The organism is Flavobacterium nitrogenifigens (genome assembly GCF_003254565.1).
In the GTDB taxonomy this organism is placed as follows: Bacteria; Bacteroidota; Bacteroidia; order Flavobacteriales; family Flavobacteriaceae; genus Flavobacterium; species Flavobacterium nitrogenifigens.
On record NZ_QJRI01000176.1, the window covers coordinates 113554 to 135120 of the forward strand.

At 32.9% G+C, this 21567-nt stretch carries 19 protein-coding genes; 6 read left to right on the plus strand and 13 right to left on the minus strand.

What is annotated here, in order from left to right; genetic code table 11:
• Window positions 1-101: 101 nt before the first annotated feature.
• Both DM397_RS13800 and DM397_RS13805 read right to left on the minus strand, forming a co-directional pair.
• On the minus strand, window positions 102-722 hold the full coding sequence (locus DM397_RS13800; protein ID WP_111378213.1) for an L-threonylcarbamoyladenylate synthase: 621 nt from the start codon (window positions 720-722) through the stop codon (window positions 102-104).
• Window positions 723-804: 82 nt separating this feature from the next.
• A complete protein-coding gene (locus DM397_RS13805; RefSeq protein WP_111378090.1) occupies window positions 805-3141 on the minus strand; it encodes an ATP-dependent helicase in 2337 nt (778 codons plus the stop codon).
• Window positions 3142-3453: 312 nt separating this feature from the next.
• Here DM397_RS13805 and DM397_RS13810 point away from each other — a divergent pair, with 312 nt between their 5' ends.
• A complete protein-coding gene (locus tag DM397_RS13810) occupies window positions 3454-6159 on the plus strand; it encodes a T9SS type A sorting domain-containing protein (protein WP_111378091.1) in 2706 nt (901 codons plus the stop codon).
• 62 nt (window positions 6160-6221) lie between these two features.
• On the opposite strand, the gene DM397_RS13815 is transcribed toward DM397_RS13810, so the two are convergent.
• Complete coding sequence (locus DM397_RS13815) at window positions 6222-6989, minus strand: sulfite exporter TauE/SafE family protein (RefSeq protein WP_111378092.1); 768 nt, start codon at window positions 6987-6989, stop codon at window positions 6222-6224.
• 123 nt (window positions 6990-7112) lie between these two features.
• Here DM397_RS13815 and DM397_RS13820 point away from each other — a divergent pair, with 123 nt between their 5' ends.
• Window positions 7113-7637, plus strand: a complete 525-nt coding sequence (locus DM397_RS13820; protein ID WP_111378093.1) for a DUF7935 family protein — start codon at window positions 7113-7115, stop codon at window positions 7635-7637.
• A gap of 84 nt (window positions 7638-7721) precedes the next feature.
• Here the strand turns inward: DM397_RS13820 and DM397_RS13825 are convergent, their stop codons facing one another.
• From DM397_RS13825 to DM397_RS13835, 3 genes are all read right to left on the minus strand, one after another.
• Window positions 7722-8630, minus strand: coding sequence for a patatin-like phospholipase family protein (locus DM397_RS13825; RefSeq protein ID WP_111378094.1), 909 nt, complete (start codon window positions 8628-8630; stop codon window positions 7722-7724).
• A 131-nt stretch (window positions 8631-8761) separates the two neighbouring features.
• Window positions 8762-10822, minus strand: a complete 2061-nt coding sequence (locus DM397_RS13830) for a M1 family aminopeptidase (protein ID WP_111378214.1) — start codon at window positions 10820-10822, stop codon at window positions 8762-8764.
• Between the two features lie 8 nt (window positions 10823-10830).
• On the minus strand, window positions 10831-11571 hold the full coding sequence (locus DM397_RS13835) for a transposase (protein WP_111378095.1): 741 nt from the start codon (window positions 11569-11571) through the stop codon (window positions 10831-10833).
• A gap of 91 nt (window positions 11572-11662) precedes the next feature.
• On the opposite strand from DM397_RS13835, the gene DM397_RS13840 reads away from it, so the two are divergent.
• The 3 genes from DM397_RS13840 to DM397_RS13850 are packed head-to-tail and all read left to right on the plus strand — an operon-like array spanning window position 11663 to window position 13292.
• Window positions 11663-12406, plus strand: a complete 744-nt coding sequence (locus DM397_RS13840; protein WP_111378096.1) for a Dph6-related ATP pyrophosphatase — start codon at window positions 11663-11665, stop codon at window positions 12404-12406.
• Complete coding sequence (locus DM397_RS13845; protein WP_111378097.1) at window positions 12407-12787, plus strand: hypothetical protein; 381 nt, start codon at window positions 12407-12409, stop codon at window positions 12785-12787.
• Between the two features lies 1 nt (window position 12788).
• Window positions 12789-13292: a hypothetical protein gene (locus DM397_RS13850; RefSeq protein ID WP_111378098.1), complete on the plus strand. Its 504-nt coding sequence runs from the start codon at window positions 12789-12791 to the stop codon at window positions 13290-13292.
• Window positions 13293-13294: 2 nt separating this feature from the next.
• Here the strand turns inward: DM397_RS13850 and DM397_RS13855 are convergent, their stop codons facing one another.
• From DM397_RS13855 to DM397_RS13865, 3 genes are read right to left on the minus strand one after another with little or no spacing between them, the layout of a single operon-like run.
• Window positions 13295-13690, minus strand: coding sequence for a DUF4348 domain-containing protein (locus DM397_RS13855; RefSeq protein WP_111378099.1), 396 nt, complete (start codon window positions 13688-13690; stop codon window positions 13295-13297).
• On the minus strand, window positions 13690-14229 hold the full coding sequence (locus DM397_RS13860) for a DUF1697 domain-containing protein (protein ID WP_111378100.1): 540 nt from the start codon (window positions 14227-14229) through the stop codon (window positions 13690-13692). Before DM397_RS13860 ends, DM397_RS13855 begins: the two co-directional genes overlap by 1 nt.
• 30 nt (window positions 14230-14259) lie before the next feature.
• On the minus strand, window positions 14260-16026 hold the full coding sequence (locus DM397_RS13865) for a hypothetical protein (protein ID WP_239457854.1): 1767 nt from the start codon (window positions 16024-16026) through the stop codon (window positions 14260-14262).
• Window positions 16027-16313: 287 nt separating this feature from the next.
• Here DM397_RS13865 and recG point away from each other — a divergent pair, with 287 nt between their 5' ends.
• Entirely contained in the window at window positions 16314-18422 is a 2109-nt protein-coding gene (gene recG / locus DM397_RS13870) for an ATP-dependent DNA helicase RecG (RefSeq protein WP_111378101.1), read from the plus strand.
• A 271-nt stretch (window positions 18423-18693) separates the two neighbouring features.
• Here the strand turns inward: recG and DM397_RS13875 are convergent, their stop codons facing one another.
• From DM397_RS13875 to DM397_RS13890, 4 genes are all read right to left on the minus strand, one after another.
• On the minus strand, window positions 18694-19299 hold the full coding sequence (locus DM397_RS13875) for a PAS domain-containing protein (protein ID WP_111378102.1): 606 nt from the start codon (window positions 19297-19299) through the stop codon (window positions 18694-18696).
• A gap of 62 nt (window positions 19300-19361) precedes the next feature.
• Window positions 19362-19706: a hypothetical protein gene (locus tag DM397_RS13880; RefSeq protein ID WP_111378103.1), complete on the minus strand. Its 345-nt coding sequence runs from the start codon at window positions 19704-19706 to the stop codon at window positions 19362-19364.
• A 50-nt stretch (window positions 19707-19756) separates the two neighbouring features.
• Window positions 19757-20611 (minus strand): hypothetical protein, encoded by an 855-nt coding sequence (locus DM397_RS13885; RefSeq protein WP_111378104.1) that lies wholly within the window; start codon window positions 20609-20611, stop codon window positions 19757-19759.
• Window positions 20612-20642: 31 nt separating this feature from the next.
• On the minus strand, window positions 20643-21242 hold the full coding sequence (locus DM397_RS13890; RefSeq protein WP_111378105.1) for a DUF6436 domain-containing protein: 600 nt from the start codon (window positions 21240-21242) through the stop codon (window positions 20643-20645).
• Window positions 21243-21567 lie beyond the last annotated feature (325 nt).

The following is a 21567-nucleotide window of genomic DNA, read 5'->3' on the forward strand; positions in this document are numbered from 1 at the left end:
CTTTCAAATTAAGAATAACATTATCTTTAAGTAACTAACTAAATTTTAACATAATAAAGTTACTCATTATTTTTTGTTTTTTATGCTTTTAGTGTATTTTTTTACAAAATATCAATATCCCCTTTACCTTCTCTTACTATAACTGGCTCATGTTCAGAAAGATCAATAATTGTTGACCCTACATTATCTCCATAGCCACCATCTATTACCATATCTACGAGGTGCTGCCATTTTTCAAAAATCAATTCTGGATCTGTAGTATATTCTATTACATCATCTTCATCGCGAATAGAAGTAGAAACAACAGGATTTCCTAACTGGCGAACAATTTCTAAAATGATATTATTATCAGGAACACGAATACCAACTGTCGTTTTCTTTTTAAACTCTTTTGGTAAATTATTGTTTCCTGGTAAAATAAAAGTATAAGGCCCTGGAAGAGCTCTCTTCAATATCTTAAAAGTTGATGTATCAATCTGACGCACATAATCTGATAAATTGCTCAAATCATGACAGATAAAAGAAAATTTGGCTTTATCTAATTTCACTCCTTTTATTTTAGCAATCTTTTCTAAAGCTCTAGAATTGGTAATATCACAACCTAAACCATAAACAGTATCTGTCGGATAAATTACCAAACCACCATTCTGAAGGACTTTTACCACTTTTGCAATTGCCGCTTCACTAGGTTTATCTGGATATATTTTTATAAATTCAGCCATAATTTTTAGTTTATTTTGTTTCATGTTCCAAGTTTCAAGTTAACTTACATAACCTAAAACTTGAAACCTGAAACATATTTTTTTATCCTACAACATCTAATTTAGCAAATCTTAACAACAATTTCTTGATTCCGCCCACTTCAAATTTAATTTCTGCTTTTCGGTCTGCTCCAACACCTTCGAGATTAATTACTTCTCCTTTTCCAAAACGTTCATGCATAACGACATTTCCAACAGTAAGCTTGCTGTCAAATAAATTTGAATTTCCGTTACTTGGCGCATTTCCAGAAACAGGTTTCAATTTACGAATATTCAAATCTGGTTTAGGCTCCCCTTTAGTAATATGAGCTGGAGGAGTTCCGCCAACCGGTTTGTTTAATCTTAGCTTTGATTTATCTACATCGCCAAAAATATCACCATCAATAGGAGATTTATAACGATAATTGGTTTCTGCAGGTGTTAAATATTCTAAATACTGATCTTCAATTTCTTCAATAAAACGAGATGGCTCACTATCTGTCAGTTTTCCCCAACGGTAACGAGACTGGGCATAAGTCAAATAAGCCTGATGTTCTGCACGGGTCAATGCTACATAGAATAATCGACGCTCTTCTTCTAGCTCACTTCTTGTACTCATACTCATGGCACTCGGAAACAAATCCTCTTCCATTCCGACCACAAATACGTGCGGAAACTCCAATCCTTTTGCTAAGTGAATCGTCATCAAAGCAACACGATCTTCATCATTCGTATCTTTATCCAAATCTGTTGCCAGAGCTACATCTTCCATAAATTCAGAAAGCGCACCTCTTGCTCCGTCAATTTCTCTCTGTCCTTCGGTAAAATCTTTAATACCATTTAAAAGCTCTTCGATATTCTGAATTTTGGCCATTCCTTCAGGAGTAGCATCTTTTTTCAATTCTTGAACTAATCCCGTCTTTTTTGCAACGTGATCTGTCAAATAAAAAGCATCCTGATTCTGATCAATAACCTGAAAACTCTGAATCATCGTTACAAAATCTTTCAGCTTATTTTTAGTACCAGCATTCAGCTTCAAATCGATTTTATCAATATTCACCATTACTTCCCAAATCGAACGTTTATAGTGATTTGCCGCAATAGTAAGTTTTTCAACCGTTGTATCTCCAATTCCTCTAGCTGGATAATTGATCACACGAATCAAAGCTTCTTCATCTTTCGGATTTAAAACCAAACGCAAATAGCATAAAACGTCTTTAATCTCTTTACGCTGATAGAATGACAATCCGCCATAAATTCTATACGGAATATCACGTTTTCTCAACGCATCCTCCATAGCACGCGACTGCGCATTGGTTCTATATAAAATTGCAAAAGATCCATTATGAAGCTGATGCTGCATTTTCTGTTCAAAAATAGTACTCGCTACAAAACGGCCTTCTTCGGCATCTGTCAAACTTCGGTGCACTTTTATTCTCGGACCAAACTCATTGGCCGTCCAAACCACTTTATCCAGTTTGGTTTTATTATGCTCCATAACCGTATTTGCCGCTTCCACAATGTTACGTGTCGAGCGGTAATTTTGCTCTAAACGATACATCACCACCCCTTCATAATCTTTCTGGAAATTCAAAATGTTATTGATATTCGCTCCACGGAAAGCATAAATACTCTGCGCATCATCTCCAACTACACAAATATTCTGGAACTTATCAGACAAAGCCCTAACAATCAAATACTGAGAATGATTCGTATCTTGGTACTCATCAACCAGAATGTAGCGGAAACGATTTTGGTATTTTGCCAAAACCTCTGGAAAACGAGTCAATAATTCGTTGGTTTTCAATAATAAATCATCAAAATCCATTGCGCCGGCTTTAAAACAACGCTCCACATATTGTTGGTAGATTTCTCCCAACCTAGGCTTTTTAGCCATTGCATCGGCCTCCTGCAATTCAGGATTATTAAAATAGGCTTTCACCGTAATCAAGCTGTTCTTATAACTTGATATACGTCCTAAAACCTGTTTTGGTTTATAAATATCACGATCCAGCTGCATTTCTTTAATAATCGAAGAAATTAAACGCGCCGAATCCTGAGAATCATAAATAGTAAAATTGGAAGGATATCCTAAAAGTTCTGATTCTGCACGAAGAATACGTGCAAATATCGAGTGAAAAGTTCCCATCCAAAGATTTTTAGCTTCAGATGCTCCCACAATATCAGAAATTCTGTGCTTCATTTCTCTTGCCGCTTTATTGGTAAAAGTCAGCGACAGAATATTAAACGCATCAATTCCCTGATGCATCAAATAAGCAATTCTAATTGTTAAAACACGGGTTTTTCCCGAACCTGCACCAGCAATAATAATCATTGGCCCGTCTTTTTGTAAAACAGGCGCTCTCTGCGCTTCGTTGAGCTGGTCAATATATTTCTGCATGTAATTATCTCCTTTTAGGCAAAAATAAGAATTAAAAAAGAAAGTTCCTAAGATGCTGAGACGCTAAGGTTCTAAGTTTTTTCTGAAGCCAAACAATTGGCATTTTATTAAACATGGTTTCCCGCTTTCGGCTATATCTCTCCGCTCCGCTACGAGGATACCGCCTCAATCGGGGCTAGAAAAAGCAAGATGATTTTTTTATTGAACAAAGATTTTTACATCACAGAAATACAATCTGGAAATGAGAAAAAAAAATAATAAGATTTATCGGAATAAAAACTATATTTGATTCACCAAAACAAAATCTATCCTATGAGAAAAAACTACTTATTGGCACTTCTATTATTAACTGTAAAATTAATTGCCCAAAATCCAGAAATTGACCACACTTTTAATACAAAAGATGATGGCATATATCATCAAATTATTGGATCACGTGCAGTTGTACTTTCTAACAATAAAATTTTAAGTGTTTTTGAAAGATATTATGATTACAATGTAATGCTTCTAAATCCAGATGGAAGTCCCGACAAAACTTTTAATACAGCTAATTCTTTTTCAGAAAACGAGATCCGAATATTTGCTAATTCATCTGGAGCGTTTTTAACACTTGATTACGACAATAAATTAAAAGCGTTTAATGCAGACGGAACACTTAACCCTCGTTTTCCTGTCACTATCTTTGGAATGGTTAGTTCCACTCCAGTACAAATAAAAAATATAATTTATCAGGATGACGGTAAAGTTATTATTCATGGTGTATTTGAAACCGTAAATGATGTGTATACCGGAGGATGTGTACGTTTAAATCTAGATGGAACTATCGATGATACTTTTAAATTGCAAAGTGGAGGCTATAAACTAATTATACAAAGTGATGGAAAATATGTAATCTTAGGTAGTGCTACCACTATATCAAGGTATCTTGAAAATGGTAAAATTGATCCTACCTTTAAAGTAATTGCTACTGTTGATCCCAAGCTAAATTTTGTTACCAATGGTTTCGAAACAGAAAATAATAGTTCGATAGATGATATTATAGTTCAGCCCGACGGCAAAATAATTGCAGTTGGATGTAACTATAAAGAAAACGGCAGGACCGTCGCTTACCAAATCGTGAGGCTCAATGCTGACGGAACAAGAGATACCTCTTTTAAATCTTTAGACAGCAGAACTGATAGAGTAGTGAAAGTTTATTTACAAAAAGACAATAAAATAATAATAAACGTAGGCAATAGCACCTTCACTCGCTTAAATACAGATGGGTCAATTGATGCTACTTTTAAATATTCTAATACGGTAAGTCTGCTTAATAAAGGAACATTATTCTTTCAGGAAGATAAAATGATTATCAATGCTGATTATAAGGACAGCATGGGAATGACAAGAACTGAAATTCATAGAATAAACTCAGACGGAAGCCTTGATTTAAGTTTTAATCCAAGTTCAGGTCCAAATCTATTATTTGACCAATGGGATGAAAGATATGCATACCCTTTTGCAGCAAAAGTTTTATTAGACCAAAAGATACTTCTAGCTGGAGATTTTACAACATACAACGATAACATCGTTCAAAATGTATGCAGAATTAATCAAAATGGCGAATATGATTCTTCTTTCAAATTAGATCCAAATGTAAAAATAAATGCATTAAGCTCGCAGAATGATTATTTAATAATATCTCAACCCGATGGTAAGATTTTATTAATGCATAATAATGCCATAACTGCAAATGGAATTTCAAAAAGTCTCATTCGATTAAATAGTGATGGCAGCTTAGATAAGAGCTTCAATTTTGAAGATTATTCCAGTAGAATTACAGATGTCAAGCTTTTAGAAAATGGCAAGTTTTTAGTTATGGGGAGAAGTGGAATTTTCGTTAAAAATGGAACCAACTATGGCACAACTATCAATACTGTGCTACAACTTAATCCAAATGGCTCTATTGACAATAATTTTAATGGCGTTTTTAATCAAATACCTGTAGGCATATTTCCTCTTTCGGACAAAAAATTCTTAATTTCTTTCTACCGAGAAAATACTGTCTATGATTATGATGCTGTAATAAAATTCAACGAGGATGGCTCTAAGGACTCTTCTTTTAAAGTAGGATTTCAACCTTTTTATAATGTAAAAGAATTAAGCGATGGCAAATTATTAGCTCTTGTTGATCAAAAAATTACAAGAATAAATACTAATGGATCTGTTGATACATCTTTTACTCCATATTCAATTGCTAAAACCTATTCTAATACTTATGACCGTTTCGATTTTTATCAAAATGGGGAAATCAATGTATTTTATTCTACTTACGAAACAGATTCAACTACAAAATTAACACTTAGTGAAGAAGGAAAATTACTAAATACAACCATTTATAAATCTGGAAGTCAATTTGAAATTCAAAATTGTGAAGACATAATCTTTTATGGCAGTTTTGATACAGTTGATAAAAATACGAAACATAATATTTTTCGTTATAAATCTTCAAACAGCACTTCTACTCCAAATCCTGCAGGCGAAATTTTTCAGCCCTTTACATACGGACAAACTTTGGCAGATCTTACAATTGCGGGAGCAGATCTAAAATGGTATACTCAACAAAGTAGTTGCGGTATTAATAGCAAATTAACTAATAAAGGAAAGAGTGAAGACGTTCTACCGTCTTCTACATTACTTGTTAATGGCACAACATATTACGCATCTCAAACCATTAATAACACAGAAAGCAGTTATAGACTTCCTGTTACTGTTTATTCTGCTACATTAGGAGTAAAAGAAAACCAGCTTCCAAGTTTAATTACTTATCCCAATCCTGTAAAAGGTATTTATAGTATTTCAAATAATGAAAACATAACTAAAATAGAAATTTACAATTTACTTGGACAGCTTATTTCAAGCAATATCTACGATAAAAAAAATTTAGAAATCGATTTTACAACTCTAACATCAGGTCTGTACTTTGCCAAAATTTACGTCGAAGATAAAAGTGCAATTATTAAAATAATCAAAAATTAAGCACTCTTTCAAAAAAAATGAGATACTGCTAAAAATCAATTTATGAATTTTAGCAGTTTTTTTTATTTAAAAAATATATCATAAGCAAATCTTATTAAAGTTCCCACAACCACAATTAAAAAGAAAATCCTAATAAATCCGTTGCCTTTGTTTATAGCTAATTTAGCTCCAAGCCAACCTCCAAGTCCGTTGCTGATTGCCATCGGAATTGCGATTGCCCAAATGATTTTCCCTTTTATCATAAACAGACAAATCGAACCAAAATTAGTTGCTAGATTTACCATTTTAGCATTCGCAGAAGCGTGAAAAAAATCAAAGCCTAAAAGCGCTATAAAAGCAACTACAAAGAAACTTCCTGTTCCTGGACCGATAAAACCATCATAGAATCCAACAATTATACTAATGACAACGGCATACATAATTTGAGTTGCTGCAGAATGATCTTTTGCAACATGCTGTCCGAAATTTTTCTTGGCATAAGTATATACAAACAGCAAAGATAAAACCACCAATAAAAGCGGTTTCATAAAATCATTGCTAACCAAAGTCAAAATCGTAGATCCTAAAAATGCTGACGGAACCGCCAGACACATCATAATAATTAAGAGTTTCCACTGAATAACTACTTTTTTTAAGTATTGAAAAGCTGCAAAAGCGGTTCCGCTAAAAGCAGGAATTTTTAATGTTCCAACAACTGTCGAAACTGGAAGATTTGGCAATAAAATTAATCCCATTGGTGTTTGTATTAATCCGCCGCCACCAACAATTGCATCAATAAAACCAGCTGCAAAAGCCGCTAAACAAAGAAAAAGTATTATGTATGAATCCATTAAAAAGATATTTCGGTCTTAGTAAAAAACAAGTTGCAAAAGTACAGCTTCCTTTTGTTTATTCCCATAAATTTAAAGTTGATTTTTGATCAAAAAGTATATTTTTGCTTAAAAATTATTTCAATGGATTTCAACAAAATAATAGAACTTGCGAGTTATACTTTACCAGCCTTAGTTACAGGAGTTGTAGCATATCGTTTCTTTGAGTTACATATTAAAAACAACGATAGAAAACGTGCTTTTTTGTTAAATAAGCAAGCTCACAAGGAATCTCTTCCTGTCCGTTTGCAAGCATACGAGCGTATGACTTTGTTCTTAGAACGTATTAATTTGACCAAATTGTTAATTAGAATTGCTCCTATTTCGCAAAACAAAAATGATTACGAAAATTACTTAATTGACCTAATTGAGCAGGAATTCGAACATAATTTAACTCAACAGATTTACATGTCTGAAGAATGTTGGACAATCATTACCACTGCAAAAAATGCAACAATCCAAATGATTCGTAAAGCAGCGATGAGCGATAAAGTAGAGAATGCAGATAAACTTCGTGAAGTAATCTTAAATGATTTATTAGAAAAACAATCACCAAGCAATGCTGCTTTGAGTTTTATTAAATCTGAAGTTGCTGAGCTGTGGTATTAAATAATATTGCAGATTTTAGATTGCAGAGTTCAGATTCAAGCATTCAATCTAAAATCTAAAATCTAAAATCTGCAATCTAAAATCTTAAATCAATATTTTATTATCACTCATTACCTCAGACTTATTCTGAGCATATTCATAACCTTGCTTCCACCATTCTTTCATTACCTCTTTATTAAAAATCAAAGCATTATCGGTTAATTTTATAGGAGTGTAATATAAATTTAATTTTACATTCTTGTTATTTGCCATAAGTTTTCCTATAGCAATATCATGTTTTTCTACTTGATCTAAAGCAATTCGAAACAAATCGATCATTAATGAGAATGGATTTTTTCCAATTACTGTTTTTGTTGTATTCACCTCCGTTTCAAGTACGATTACGTCTATTTCAGTAGCTCCTCTGTTGATTGCTTCGCGAATTGGAACCAAGCTTGAAAATCCACCATCACCATATTCGCAGTTGTTCTTTTCAACTAAACTCATAAAAGGAACATAATTGCTCGATATCCATGACCACTCGCAAAATTCCTCGTATGTACAATCTTTTACCGATTTATATTCAGATTCGTTTTTAGTAAAATTGGTAACCGTAACGATAACGTCGGTTTTTAGTTTTTTGAGTTTATTAAAATCTGAAAGAGAAAAATTATTCTGAATGTATTTCTTCAAGCCTTTACTTTCTCCAAAAGTTCTTTTCCCTTTAAAAAACTGACGCAATACATTAAAGTGATTAATGGTTACAATATCAACTCCATCTTTCGTCTTTACCACAAATGGGCAAATATTAAAAATACTCGACATGGTAACATTAGTGTAAACAGAATGAATTTTTTTGATATGACCGAGAGCCAAATGCGGAATCAATAAACTTCCTGTAGAAGTCCCTAAAAACAAGTCATATTCGTGTTTTTTTTCTTCTATCAAATATTGGGCAACACCGCCAGCAAATGCGCCTTTACTGCCACCACCTGAAATAACCAATGCTCTCATAAATTGTAATGTAGGTTTTGTTTTATTGGGATTTTTTTTTAAAGACTTAATAAGAGGAAAGAAGCAAGAAGAAAGATATTCCGAGATTTTGACTCTTGGCTCTTGCTTCTTTTATCTATCTACTCTAATATTTACTCTTTCAACAAACGATTCAACTGGAACTGTTCATCGGGTGTCAAATTAGGTAAAATTCTATTAAAAGAAGCACGCATTTCAGGATTTTTTAACAGAAGTCTTATTGTGTCTCTACCAAATTTTGAAAACTGCCACATATGATGCGTAGTAGCGCCAACTAAATTACTCAAAACCTGATCGTTAATAATTTTAAAAGCAATCAATTTCTCTAAGGCATTTTGTCGAGTTGTAGCTTCGTATTTTGTTGAGGAAAATGCAATCAGTTCGTTTACTAAAGCGTCTTGCTCGTTAGTATAGTTTGGCGTTGACAAAGCGAGAGAAAGCCATAAAGTCCTTAGATTATAATCGTTGAAGCCAATCCAGTTTTTAGATTTATCCAGATATTCTGTTCTATGGTTAGGGAAATTTCTCCAAAGCCAATAAAGCGCTATTTCTTGTGTCTGATATGATTTATCATCCAAAAGTGTTTCGTAATTTGCTCTAAAATCTTCTGGAATCTGTGTTAAAGAACCAGCCAGATTCTGGCGTACTTTTATATTATTGGTTTGCAATGCTAAAAGCAATAAAGACTTTTTATCTTCATATTTTTCATTTTCCAATTGATCGACAACGGCTTCTTTTACAGATTGATACACATCTGATTCTAAAGTTGTTTTCAAAATATCTCTTTTCTCTGCAAAAGGTGTTTTTTTCAATTTATCAATTTCCAATCGTTTTTGAATCGCCTTATTTTTACTCAATAATGCATTTGCAGTCGGTGTATCAAAAGCTGTAGATTCCAACCAAGTTTTCTGAAATTTCTCCAAATCAAAATCAGAAACTTTTTTAATCTCATCGAAGAATTTCTGTGTGTTTACGGTTTGATAAGCATATTTATTCAAATAACTTTTTATTGCTTTTTTGAATGCTTTATCGCCAATTGATTCATGCAAAACAAACAATGCCCAAGCTCCTTTTTCGTAAAATGTAAGCGAACTCGCTTTTGGATTTAAAACTGGAATCGTGTCAGTACGAGATGCAAACTTAATTTGTTGCGCTGTATCGTATAATTTAGAGTAAAAATAATCATCTCCATAAATGTCTTTTTCAGCAAGTAACGCAAAGTAAGTGGCAAAACCTTCTTGTAGCCAATGATGCGTACTGCTTTCGGCGGTAATAAGATCTCCAAACCAATGATGCGCCAACTCATGCGCATCTACATTGGTATAATTTCGATCGCAAAAACCAGTTGAATCTACCACATAGCGGGTTGCAAAAAGGGTCGAAGTCGTATTTTCCATTCCAGCATACAAAAAGTCTCTTACCGGAATCTGTCTGTTGATTTTCCATGGGTATTTTATACCAATTTCTTTCTCAAGGAAGTCAAAAATGCGTTTCGAATATCGATAAGTTGGCTCAAAACGATCTGCGTCTTTGGGTTCGTAATAATATTCTAATGGAATTCTGCTTTTAGATTTAAATTCTTTTTTATCAAATTTCCCAATAGCCAGCATTAATAAGTACGAACTCATCGGTTTTTCCATTTCAAACTGCCAGTGATTTAAGCTTCCGTTTGCTATTTTTTCTTTTAAAACTCCGTTAGAAACTACCTGATAATCCTTATCGAAAGAAATCCCTAAATTGAAAATCAGTTTTTCATTTACATCATCAAAACTCGGAAACCAATTGCTTGTATATCTTCCTTGCCCCTGTGTCCAGATTTGGACTTCGTCATTGCCCATATCAACAAAATACAAGGCTTGCTTTGGTTTTGCTGTATAATTGAATATCAAATGATTCTGTCCTTTTTTAAACGGAAAAACCAATTTTAATTCTTTATTGGTATTGATAAACATGATTTCATTTTCATTGATTTTTACATTCGAAAATTCCATGTTTTTAGCGTCAAGCGAGATAGTATCACAATCTTTCAATACCTCAAATTGAAAATCAACAGTTCCAGAAATTAGTTTGTCTTTTGGGTTTACAGACAATTGTCCTGAAACCGATTTAAAGTCAACATGTTGTGTTTGCTGCGCAAATAGAAAACTGGTGAATAATAGAAAAATGTATTTCATTGAAAATTTTATTTTAAAGAATCTGTTTCCCAAGATATCGGATTATGTTTTATATAATCATAAATCTTTTCGAACGTTTTGTAATTTCTGACAATATGATCGTGGTAATTCGCCTGCCAAATCGATTCGACTCCGTTTATTTGTTTAGTCGTAATTGATTTAAAAATAGCAATAAAAGACGAAATAGAATTGGATTTTCGAGATAGTTTAAATGATGATTGATTTTGAATTAAATTTTCATCAGAATCATTTTTTGAATCAGATTGGTTCTGTAGAGACGCACTGCAGTGCGTCTCACGTCCGTATATCGACAAAGATTTTTCCGTAATATTATTTTCCGTTGCGGATATACTGGGCGTAGACGCACTGCAGTGCGTCTCTACGACTTCCTGGGGTGATAAATGCGAATCTACGATATCATTTTCCGCTGTGGACATGCTGGATGTAGACGCACTGCAGTGCGTCTCTACGATATGCTGGGTGTCTTGAATTTCGATTAACAAATGAACATGATTTGGCATGATAACCCAATTATGAAAGAACCAATTTTTACGAATCTTAATCGATTTTAAAAGTTCTCTTTCAATAATTTTTCCCTTTTCATTTAAAATCATTCTTTCGTCTTCAATAACACCAAAAATGGACTGTCTGTTTTTAGTAACAATAGTAATAAAATAAACAGCTTCACTAGAATAATCCCAGTTTTGCAATCTATTTGAATCTATTTTAAATTTCTCTCTAAATAACATCTTAATTTGGCATGTAAATTCCCAAAGTTACAAAGGTTTCCTTTACAAATAGAACGAATTTTGTAAGTTTACCATATAAAACAAATCCATCGTGTCTACACCTCAAAAAGCCTTATTTAACTGGAGCAGCGGAAAAGATTCTGCTCTTGCCCTATATAAAACATTGCAAAACAGTGATTTTAAAATTGAATATCTGTTGACTAGTGTCAACAAGCAATACCAGCGTATTTCTATGCATGGAATTCGTGTTGAATTATTGCAAGAACAAGCACAAAGCATCGGAATTCCGTTAAAAATTCTAGAAGTTCCCGAAATGCCAACCATGGAAGTTTACGAAAAAGTGATGACTGAAACTTTAACAGAACTAAAACAAGATGGAATAACGCATTCTATTTTTGGAGATATTTTTCTAGAAGATTTACGTCAGTATCGTGAAAATCAATTGGCAAAAATTGGGTTGAAAGGCGTTTTCCCGATTTGGAAAATTCCAACCCGGGATTTAATTGAAGAATTTATTTCGCTGGGATTTAAAACAATCGTGGTTTGTGTAAACGAAAAATATTTGGATAAAAGCTTTGTTGGCCGAATTATCGATCAGGATTTTATAAATGATTTACCCGAAAATGTTGATGTCTGTGGAGAAAATGGCGAATTTCATACTTTTACTTTCGACGGACCTATTTTTTCTAAACCTATCGATTTTGAAATTGGTGAAATTGTTTACCGAAAGTATGAAAAGCCTGAGAAACAGGATTCATCAAATACAGCCTGTGATTCTAATGACGAAACTGCTTTTGATTTTGGTTTTTGGTATTGCGATTTAATCCATAAATAAATGAAATTTTTCTTTAAATTAGTTTTACTAATCCTAGTTTCGTTTTCTCTTCAAAGCTGTTTAGTCAGTAGATGCGAGAGACCTCAAATAACAGGATACATTTATGATGCAGAAACGAAACGGTCTATAGAAAACTGTAAAGTTGGCGAGACTTTCACTCAGTCTAACGGTTATTTTTCGTTAAAAGAAAAACGGTATCGTCAATTTACTTTTTTTGGTTTTGAAGCTCCAACTTTAGCAGTAAATGAAGCTATAGAAAAAGAAAATTACCAATCTAAAAGCATTAAATTTATGCAACCTTTTGGAGGTGGAATGAAGAAAGGAGCTTTTCATAATGCAGACACAATTTACATCAAGAAAACCATTTTAAAAACAAATTGATATGGATTTAAAAGAAAGTGAGGAAGTAAAAAAAGTAGTATTCTTTTTGAAAGAAATCGGTATTGATATTATCGAAAAAGAGCTTGGAGAAACCTTTCTGCCAGGATTGGATTTAGGTTCTAACTGCATTTATATTGATTACAATAAATTATTATATCCTGGCGATATTTTGCATGAAGCAGGGCATCTTGCCGTAACTATTCCTGCTGAAAGAAAATTGGTCGGTACAACAGAAATTTCTAAAGATTGGCCGACACAGGGCGACGAGATAACTGCCATTTTATGGTCTTATGCCGCATTGCATCATTTAGATCTTTCGCCTGAATTTGTATTCCATCCAAATGGATACAAAGGCAATTCTGAATGGTTCATTTCTAATTTTACGACGGGAAATTACATGGGATTACCTCTCTTAGAATGGATGGGATTATGTCTAGGAAACGAAAAAGCCGAAAAAGAACAAAAAATGCCTTTTCCAGCTATGCAAAAATGGATTCGAGATTAATATTAAGTCGATTGATCAACCAACGTTTTCAAGAACCATTTGTTCTCTTTTAATTCAAAGACATAATCAATATAAATTCCGTTATCAAGGCCGCGTTGTTCAAGAGTGGCTTTGTTTTTCTTTACTAATAATGTGCGTTTTAAATACTTCTCATCAGATTTATTGTTGAGATGAAGAACTTTATATCCTTCTTTTGCCATTGTATAATCTGATAATTCAAAATCGTCATTGTTCGCTTTGTATTTTAAAGGAAAAATAACTCTACTGATTTGAAATTTAGTATCTGAATTGAACTTCTTAAAAAATTCATTAAAATCTTCTGAAGTCGCTTTTGAGGTTTGAGCCAAGGCCACTGAGCTTAACCCTAAAAGGAACATTATAAAAAAGCATTTTTTCATTATTCATTATACATTTTAAGCAAGTTGGTAACCGTATTCCAGTTTCGAATTGTTGCTGTTACATTTAATTTTTTCTCAATATATTTTTGGTCAAAACGCGTTTTTCCGGCACCAATATCATATTTTATAAAAATTCTATTTTCATCAATGCTAGCTTCATCTGGTTTGAACTGGCTAATTTTCAAATCGTTTATACTTTCTTTTTTTAATGTCGTTGAAACGAAAGCCACATAGAGCTTTTTCGTATCGATATCCTTCTCTTTCAAGAATGGATTATTGGCAAAACACGATTCCAAGTTTTCTTTGGTAATCATCACGACAGGAACTTCGTGACCGAAAACTTTAAAGATTTCCTGTTTGATCATAAAACCAACTTTCGAAGCATCTTCTTCACTATCCACAAAAACATTCCCAGATTGCAGATAGGTTCTTATATTTTGAAAACCAAGATTTTCCAGCATTGCTTTCAAAGCTTCCATTTTCATCATATTATGCCCAGAAACATTGATTCCGCGTAAAAGCGCTAAATGTGTTTTCATTTTTTCTAATTTTTTTCAAAGATAAAAACACTATTCATCTTCTTCACTGATTTCAATGCCAAACTTTACTAAAAAGTCGTTAAACTTTTCTTTATATTTTCTTTGCGCCTCTTCTACAATTTCATCTGCTTCTTCGTTGGTTTCTACTGCATTGAGATTAAATTCTTCTTTTACCCATTCACGAAATTCTTCCCTATTTTCGCTTTCTTCATAATATTCTTCGTCTTGATAAAAATAAGCTTTATCAAAATCAACTGAAATTTCGGTGTCCAAAGTCAGAAGCTGAATTAATTTTTGAGTGTTTTCTGCTACGACGTGAACTCCGCCTTCATCTCCAAAAACAACTATAGGGCAATTGTTCAAATCATTATCGATAATCCAATACGCATAAGAGCTTCCTGAACCGTTTGCACCTGCAAATTCGATAAAACTATTATAAAATTCTTTTTCTTCAGACCATGTTTTTATACCTGTTTTATCATCAGTTATGGTAAGTCCAAAACATTCCGAATACGTTTCTACTCCATACTCCTGCTCAAATTCATACAATTTCACCAAATCTTCTGGTAGTTTGTAATTACCAAATTGAGAAGCATATTCTTCCAATGAAAACCTATTACTATAATCGGCATATTCTGTCTCATCTTCTTCGTCATCCTCCTCAACAACTTCAGCCGTCAATATTTCAAAAGTTTTCATGACAGCATTTTTTACGCAGAAAAATTCAATACCTGGAGCGTTTTCGTCATTCATCCATTGGTATTTCGGATCTCCATTTTCATCTAGATATTCCAAAATAATCATGATTTCTTGATCTTCATGACACCATAAAGCACGCATTCTGATATTAAAACCATTTGAAATTTCTTCTGAAATCTGACTGTATTTCTTCCCTTCATAATCAAAAGGAATAAACAAATAAGTTGTTCCTGAGATATGTCTAACGATTTTTCCGTTTTCTTTTAGCTCTTCGGTTTCAGACAAAACTTCGACCATATTAATAAACTGATTTCGAAAATCAGCATACATATATTTCTCCTTTTTGTCGTAATCTAAGATTGAAAGTCCTTCTTTAAAAACATCTAAATAATTATTCCCTAATATTTCTTCGTTATAATCTGAATTTTCGATAAAAGAATCTTCAACAATATCAGACAGTTTATGGGTTGAAGGCAGATAGTTCTCAACAGTTATGATAGATCCGTCAGTATCTTGTACATTACTGCAAATCAAAACATCAGGTCTATTGGCGCTAATAATTGCTTGAACATCTGTAAAACGTTCAAAATGAAACAGCATATCGTCGCTATAAATAAGCCATGCCGTAAGATCTCCTTTTACAAAAAGTTCTCCGTGATTGTATTCGCCTGCAAGTGTGTCGCATTGTAGACCACCGCCTAAATAATGAACACTTCCGAACAAATTAATATTAACCGTTGTTGTTTTTCCTAAAACGATTAAAGCAGGAGAATTATCAGTATCATAAGAACTGATGAGCTTTGAAACTGTTAGATTTCCTTTAAAAATAAAACCTAAAATGAAAATATCAGGATGTTCTTCGGTGCTGAAATCCATCTCAAACAAATCCATTTCGACATCATTTTCTGCCAAAAGAAATATTGGGTTTTCTTCATAATCAGGAAAACGCCAAGTATCTTCAAAAACATTATAAATTTTCTGATTGTTAAAATCGGTAAGATCTCCAATGATATTATGAGCTTCGTGTCGGTTAATTACCTTAAAAGTAATTCCAGAAAATACCATTGTTTCAAAAGGAACTTTTTCTTCTTTAATCATAACGGTGGCTTATATTAAACAGTAAAACAAATCTAGCAATTATCTTTATTTAATAAATAATACTAGTAGTAAAATAAAATCGCTTCAATGCAAGATCTAATCAAATCATTTTAAGCACTATAATTTAAATCAAAACCGCACTTTATGTCCTGATTTTAACGCATAATTCATTTTCAAAATTCCCAATTAAGATATATCTTCGCTTTTCAATAAAATTCCAATAGAATAAATTCTAAATTCCAATTCTTCAAATCTAAAATCAGCAATCTAAAATCTAGAATAATTTAATGTCTAATAATCTTTTTGAAACTCCAATTGAATACTTAAAAGGTGTTGGCCCAAGCCGTGGACAGCTGCTTCGCAAGGAATTGGGCATTCATAAATATGGAGATTTAGTCAACCTTTTTCCGAATCGATACATTGACAGAACGCGTTATTATAAGATTAATGAATTGCAGAATACGGGTTCTGAAGTTCAGATTATCGGCAAAATAATCAACATTAAAACGGTTGAATTTGCTAAAAACAAAAAGCGCCTTGTGGCTAGTTTTGTTGATGATACAGGACAAATTGATTTGAACTGGTTTCAAGGACATAAATGGATTCGCGAAAGTTTAAAACTCAATGAGCCTTTAGTAATTTTTGGAAAATGTTCGTTGTACGGAAGCCAGTTCAGTATGGCACATCCCGAAATTGAATTATTAAGCGAACATGAAAGAAGCTTACGTTCTGCCATGCAGCCTGTTTACCCATCTACAGAAGCTTTGGCGAATAAAGGCATTTCTAACCGAACGATTAATAAATTAATGGAACAGCTTTTTTTGGAAACACAAGCGTTGTTTACTGAAACTTTTCCTCCTTTTTTAATCGAAGAACTAAAGCTGATTCCGAAACGTGCCGCTTTATTCAACATTCATTTTCCGAAAAGTGCTGCCATTTTAGCGAAAGCGCAATTTAGACTAAAGTTTGAAGAATTGTTCTTTATTCAGCTGCAATTAATCACTAAAAATCTAATTCGAAAACATAAAATTAAAGGACATCCATTTGACAAAGTGGGCGAACTTTTTAATGAATTCTACAAAAACCATCTTCCTTTTGATTTAACAAATGCTCAAAAAAGAGTAATCAAAGAAATCAGAACCGATATGGGAAGCAACGCCCAAATGAATCGTCTGCTTCAAGGTGATGTGGGTTCTGGAAAAACAATTGTGGCTTTTATGAGCATGCTTTTGGCTATTGATAATGGCTTTCAGGCTTGTTTGATGGCGCCAACGGAAATCTTGGCCAATCAGCATTTTCTGGGTTTATCTGAATTTGCTAAAACCTTAAATATCAACATTCGAATATTAACGGGTTCTACTAAAACTTCTGAAAGAAAAATTATTCATGAAGAATTAGAAAGCGGAGAACTTAAAATTCTTATTGGAACGCACGCTTTACTGGAAGATAAAGTGCAGTTTCAGAATTTAGGTTTGGCTGTAATTGATGAACAGCATCGTTTTGGTGTAGAGCAAAGATCTAAATTGTGGAAGAAAAATGATATTCCGCCACACGTTTTAGTGATGACCGCCACTCCTATTCCGAGAACATTGGCAATGAGTTTGTATGGCGATTTGGATATTTCAGTTATTGATGAATTGCCTCCTGGAAGAAAACCTATTCAAACTGTGCATCGTTATGACTCTAATCGTTTGAAAGTATGGAAATTCCTTCGTGATGAAATTGCAAAAGGTAGACAGATTTATATAGTCTATCCGTTGATTCAAGAATCAGAAAAAATGGATTATAAAGATTTAATGGACGGTTACGAAAGTATTTCTCGTGATTTTCCGCTTCCTCAATATTCTATTTCTATTCTTCACGGAAAAATGAAACCTGCAGATAAAGATTCCGAAATGAAGCGTTTCTCTGAAGGGAAAACCGATATTATGGTTGCCACAACTGTAATTGAAGTTGGTGTAAACGTGCCAAACGCCAGTGTAATGATTATAGAAAGTGCCGAAAGATTTGGACTTTCGCAATTGCATCAGCTACGCGGACGTGTGGGGCGTGGTGCCGAACAAAGTTATTGCATTTTAATGACGGGACATAAATTAAGTTCTGACAGCAAAACCAGAATGGAAACCATGGTACAAACCAATGATGGTTTTGAAATTGCCGAAGTTGACCTTAAACTACGTGGTCCAGGCGACTTAATGGGAACACAGCAAAGTGGTGTTTTAAACCTGCAAATTGCAGATATTGTAAAAGACAGGGAAATTTTATCTTTAGCAAGAAATTACGCCATGAAAATCTTAAAAGAAGACTCAGCTCTCCAAAAACCTGAGCATGCCATCTTAAGAAATATCTTCATAGAGTTGACTAAGAAAAAGAATATTTGGAATTATATTAGCTAACTAAGACGCTAAGCTTCTAAGCTACTAAGTTTTATATGCTAGCCTCTTATATTCAATACTAAAAAAACTCAAAGATTTTAAGTTTAAAATCTTTGAGTTTTAAAACCTTAGCAACTTAGTGGCTTAGAAACTTAGTATCTTAGAAGCTTAGAAGCTTAGAAGCTTAAAAAAAAACTCCATTGCGCCATATTCATTCAGGTGATTTAGTTTTGCTGGGGGACAAATTTAAAGAGGTGAATATTGTATTAGACACAATGAAGTATATAGTTGATTATTTCTTTTTCACATCATTCTTTTTTTCGAAAAGACCACTAAACAAACCTTTGCTTATTTTGTTTTTATCGTCTTTTCCGGTTGCAATCAAATGATCGATATATTCCATGTAGGTTTTCTTTCTTTCTTCTAAAAAACCTACCAGATACTCTTCAGATGCATGCATACCGCTGGTTTCTTCTATCTGCAAAAGTTTCTTGTACAAAGGTTCGATAAATTTTACAATAATCTCATTCGGGACCGATTTTCTGGTGCCAAAATAACCAACAATCTCACCATCTGTATCAGCGATTATTTTAAAATCGGTTACAACCCAGTAATAACGCCCAGTTTTAGCCATGTTCTTTATGATAACATGAATATTTTCGCTGGATTTAATACTGTCCCATAAAAATTTAAAAATAACCTTAGGCATATCCGGATGGCGAACTATATTGTGAGGCTGGCCGACAAGCTCAAATTCATCATAACCAGAAACATCTATAAAGTCTTCATTAGCATATAAAATGGTTCCTTTTTTATCAGTTTTACTTAGCAGTACTTTATTCTTATTCCAATCCACTTCTCTATCAGAAGGTGTCGGACGGTGCAATCTGGTATCCATAACTTTTACATTTAAATTAATTTACAATTCAATAAGTATAAAATGAATCCTTTAAACCATTTTTAATTTGACTCGATCTCCAAGACAAGGAGAATATTTCTGATTTTACGAAAAACTGTTTCCAGTTCATTTTCTAGCCATTCGGGAATCTCATTATTAACCGCAAGATTAAGCTGGCGAATATCGTTCATAATCTGAATTAGCTTTTTATACTGAAAGTCAAGATCGTAAACATGTGAGCTAGTTTGGTAATTTTTAAAAATCTCCTTTACCTCTATTTCAAAATCAGATTGGGCTTTAATTTTTTCAATCGAATCTAATGTTATGCTTTCATTCAAAAAATCTTCAATTATTTTTTTAAGATTATGCAGCGTAGGCACTGCAGTTGGTAAATCATACTTAAACATACAATTGGTTTAAAAAATATTAGTATTGTTTTTGGGGCTTGGTTTGAATTCTAATGCTTGCTGTTTGTTGATTTTACATGGATATCATTGACTAAATCATCAATTTTTTTAGCACTTTCTCTCATCATTTCAAGATAAGTAAGCAATTTGTCATTATCTGTATGACCTTTTGAGACATCAATAAGCTTTAAAACTGAATTTACAGGTAATTTCAAATCTAAAGTTGTTCTATGAATAAAATCATTATAGTCTTTTGTAGCCGACATTGAACTGTATTTTGCAGAAGCCAATTTCATATTTTCCAATTCATATTCGTCTGAAATTTTTGAGATGTGATTTTCACTGTGCTCTTTAAAATAATACGCCCAATAGCCGTTCATAAAAAATACTACAGCCGCCAAAACGGTATGGATAATTAAGGTTTCAAGATCAAAATTTACTTGAGAGAAATAAACCTGAAGGCCGTTTGCGTCATTGTAAATGTAATTTTGAAGATAAGCTAGTCCCGCGTGATGCAATACAACCAGTAAAGTAAGCGGAATTTGAAGTTTCCAGTTCTGATAAATAATCAAAATCGTACTGGCAATAAATACAGTAAAATGCATTTCGAACATTCCGTGCATTTGATAAATGTACTGTGCCATAAAAATAGCCAGAACAATAGACAGGACATACTGGTAAAATTTAGAATTTTTCATAAAAAATTTTGCCGAGTAGTACAAAAGAAGATTCAGCGTTCCAACGCCAACACCAATTTCGAAAGTATCGTATTTAAAAGACAGTCCGATACCCAAAAGAAAATATACTGCAAGTACATAATTGATAATTGTATCTGATTTTTGTGTCATTGTAGACATAAAACTGTGCAGATAATCTTGTTCGTTTAAGCTAGCTTTTGCTTTCATAGGTTAATAGATTTTGGTTTTTGGAAAATAGTTATTTAGTACATTTTGGTAATGAACATCCGTAAGCTCTTAGAGCTAAAGCATTAAAAGAAGGATTATCTTTTCTGCTAAGGAGAGAATCGATCGCCATTTGAGCATAATTACTTTGAGCATCTGTACAATATCTTGTTTTATTGTAATTGCCTCGATAGTACAAATTATGCGACTGATCTAGTAAAACTGCCTGAGGTGTTGAAATAACACCACAATTTTTAGCTATTGATTCATCAAAATAAACAGGAATTTTAGCGTCAAACTTTTGCTGAATTTCATCAATAGTAAAATTTTTCTGTTTGTTTAACACTACAATTTTAAAATTTATCTGATCTCCATACTTTTTTATCAAACTGCTAACATGTGGCACATTGAACCGCGAACAAGGACATTCGGGATTAAAAAAATGTATAAAAATAGGTTTATTATCAAATGCGCAACATGGGCCAAGTTCTACTTTAGATCCCATCGCAATGGCGTGATAATTTTTTGGAATAGGTGTTGGAAGACTGTATTTAAACTCGTTCTGCCAAAACAGATAACCAATTGAAAGAAGTAAAAATGTAAACCATAAACCTAGAAGTAATTTTTTCTTCATAAATTATTTTTTTTATATTATTCAACAACAAAAGAATAAACACTTGTTAATATAATTATTCATTATATACAACCAAACCCAAAAAAAACAACTTCTACATAGATATTTTAACATAAATAACAAACGAAATCGTTAGCTATTTTATAAAATATTTTCATTTTGTTTAACATATCAATGATACGAATAAAATAGATAAAGTGCAAAAAAATCAGACAAATTGCTTAAAATTTTCTCTCTTCATAGAGAGAGTCTGCATTTGCGCAATATTGAAATCGAACTTCCTATTCAAGTTTATTTATTTTCTATAGAAAAAAATTAATATTCA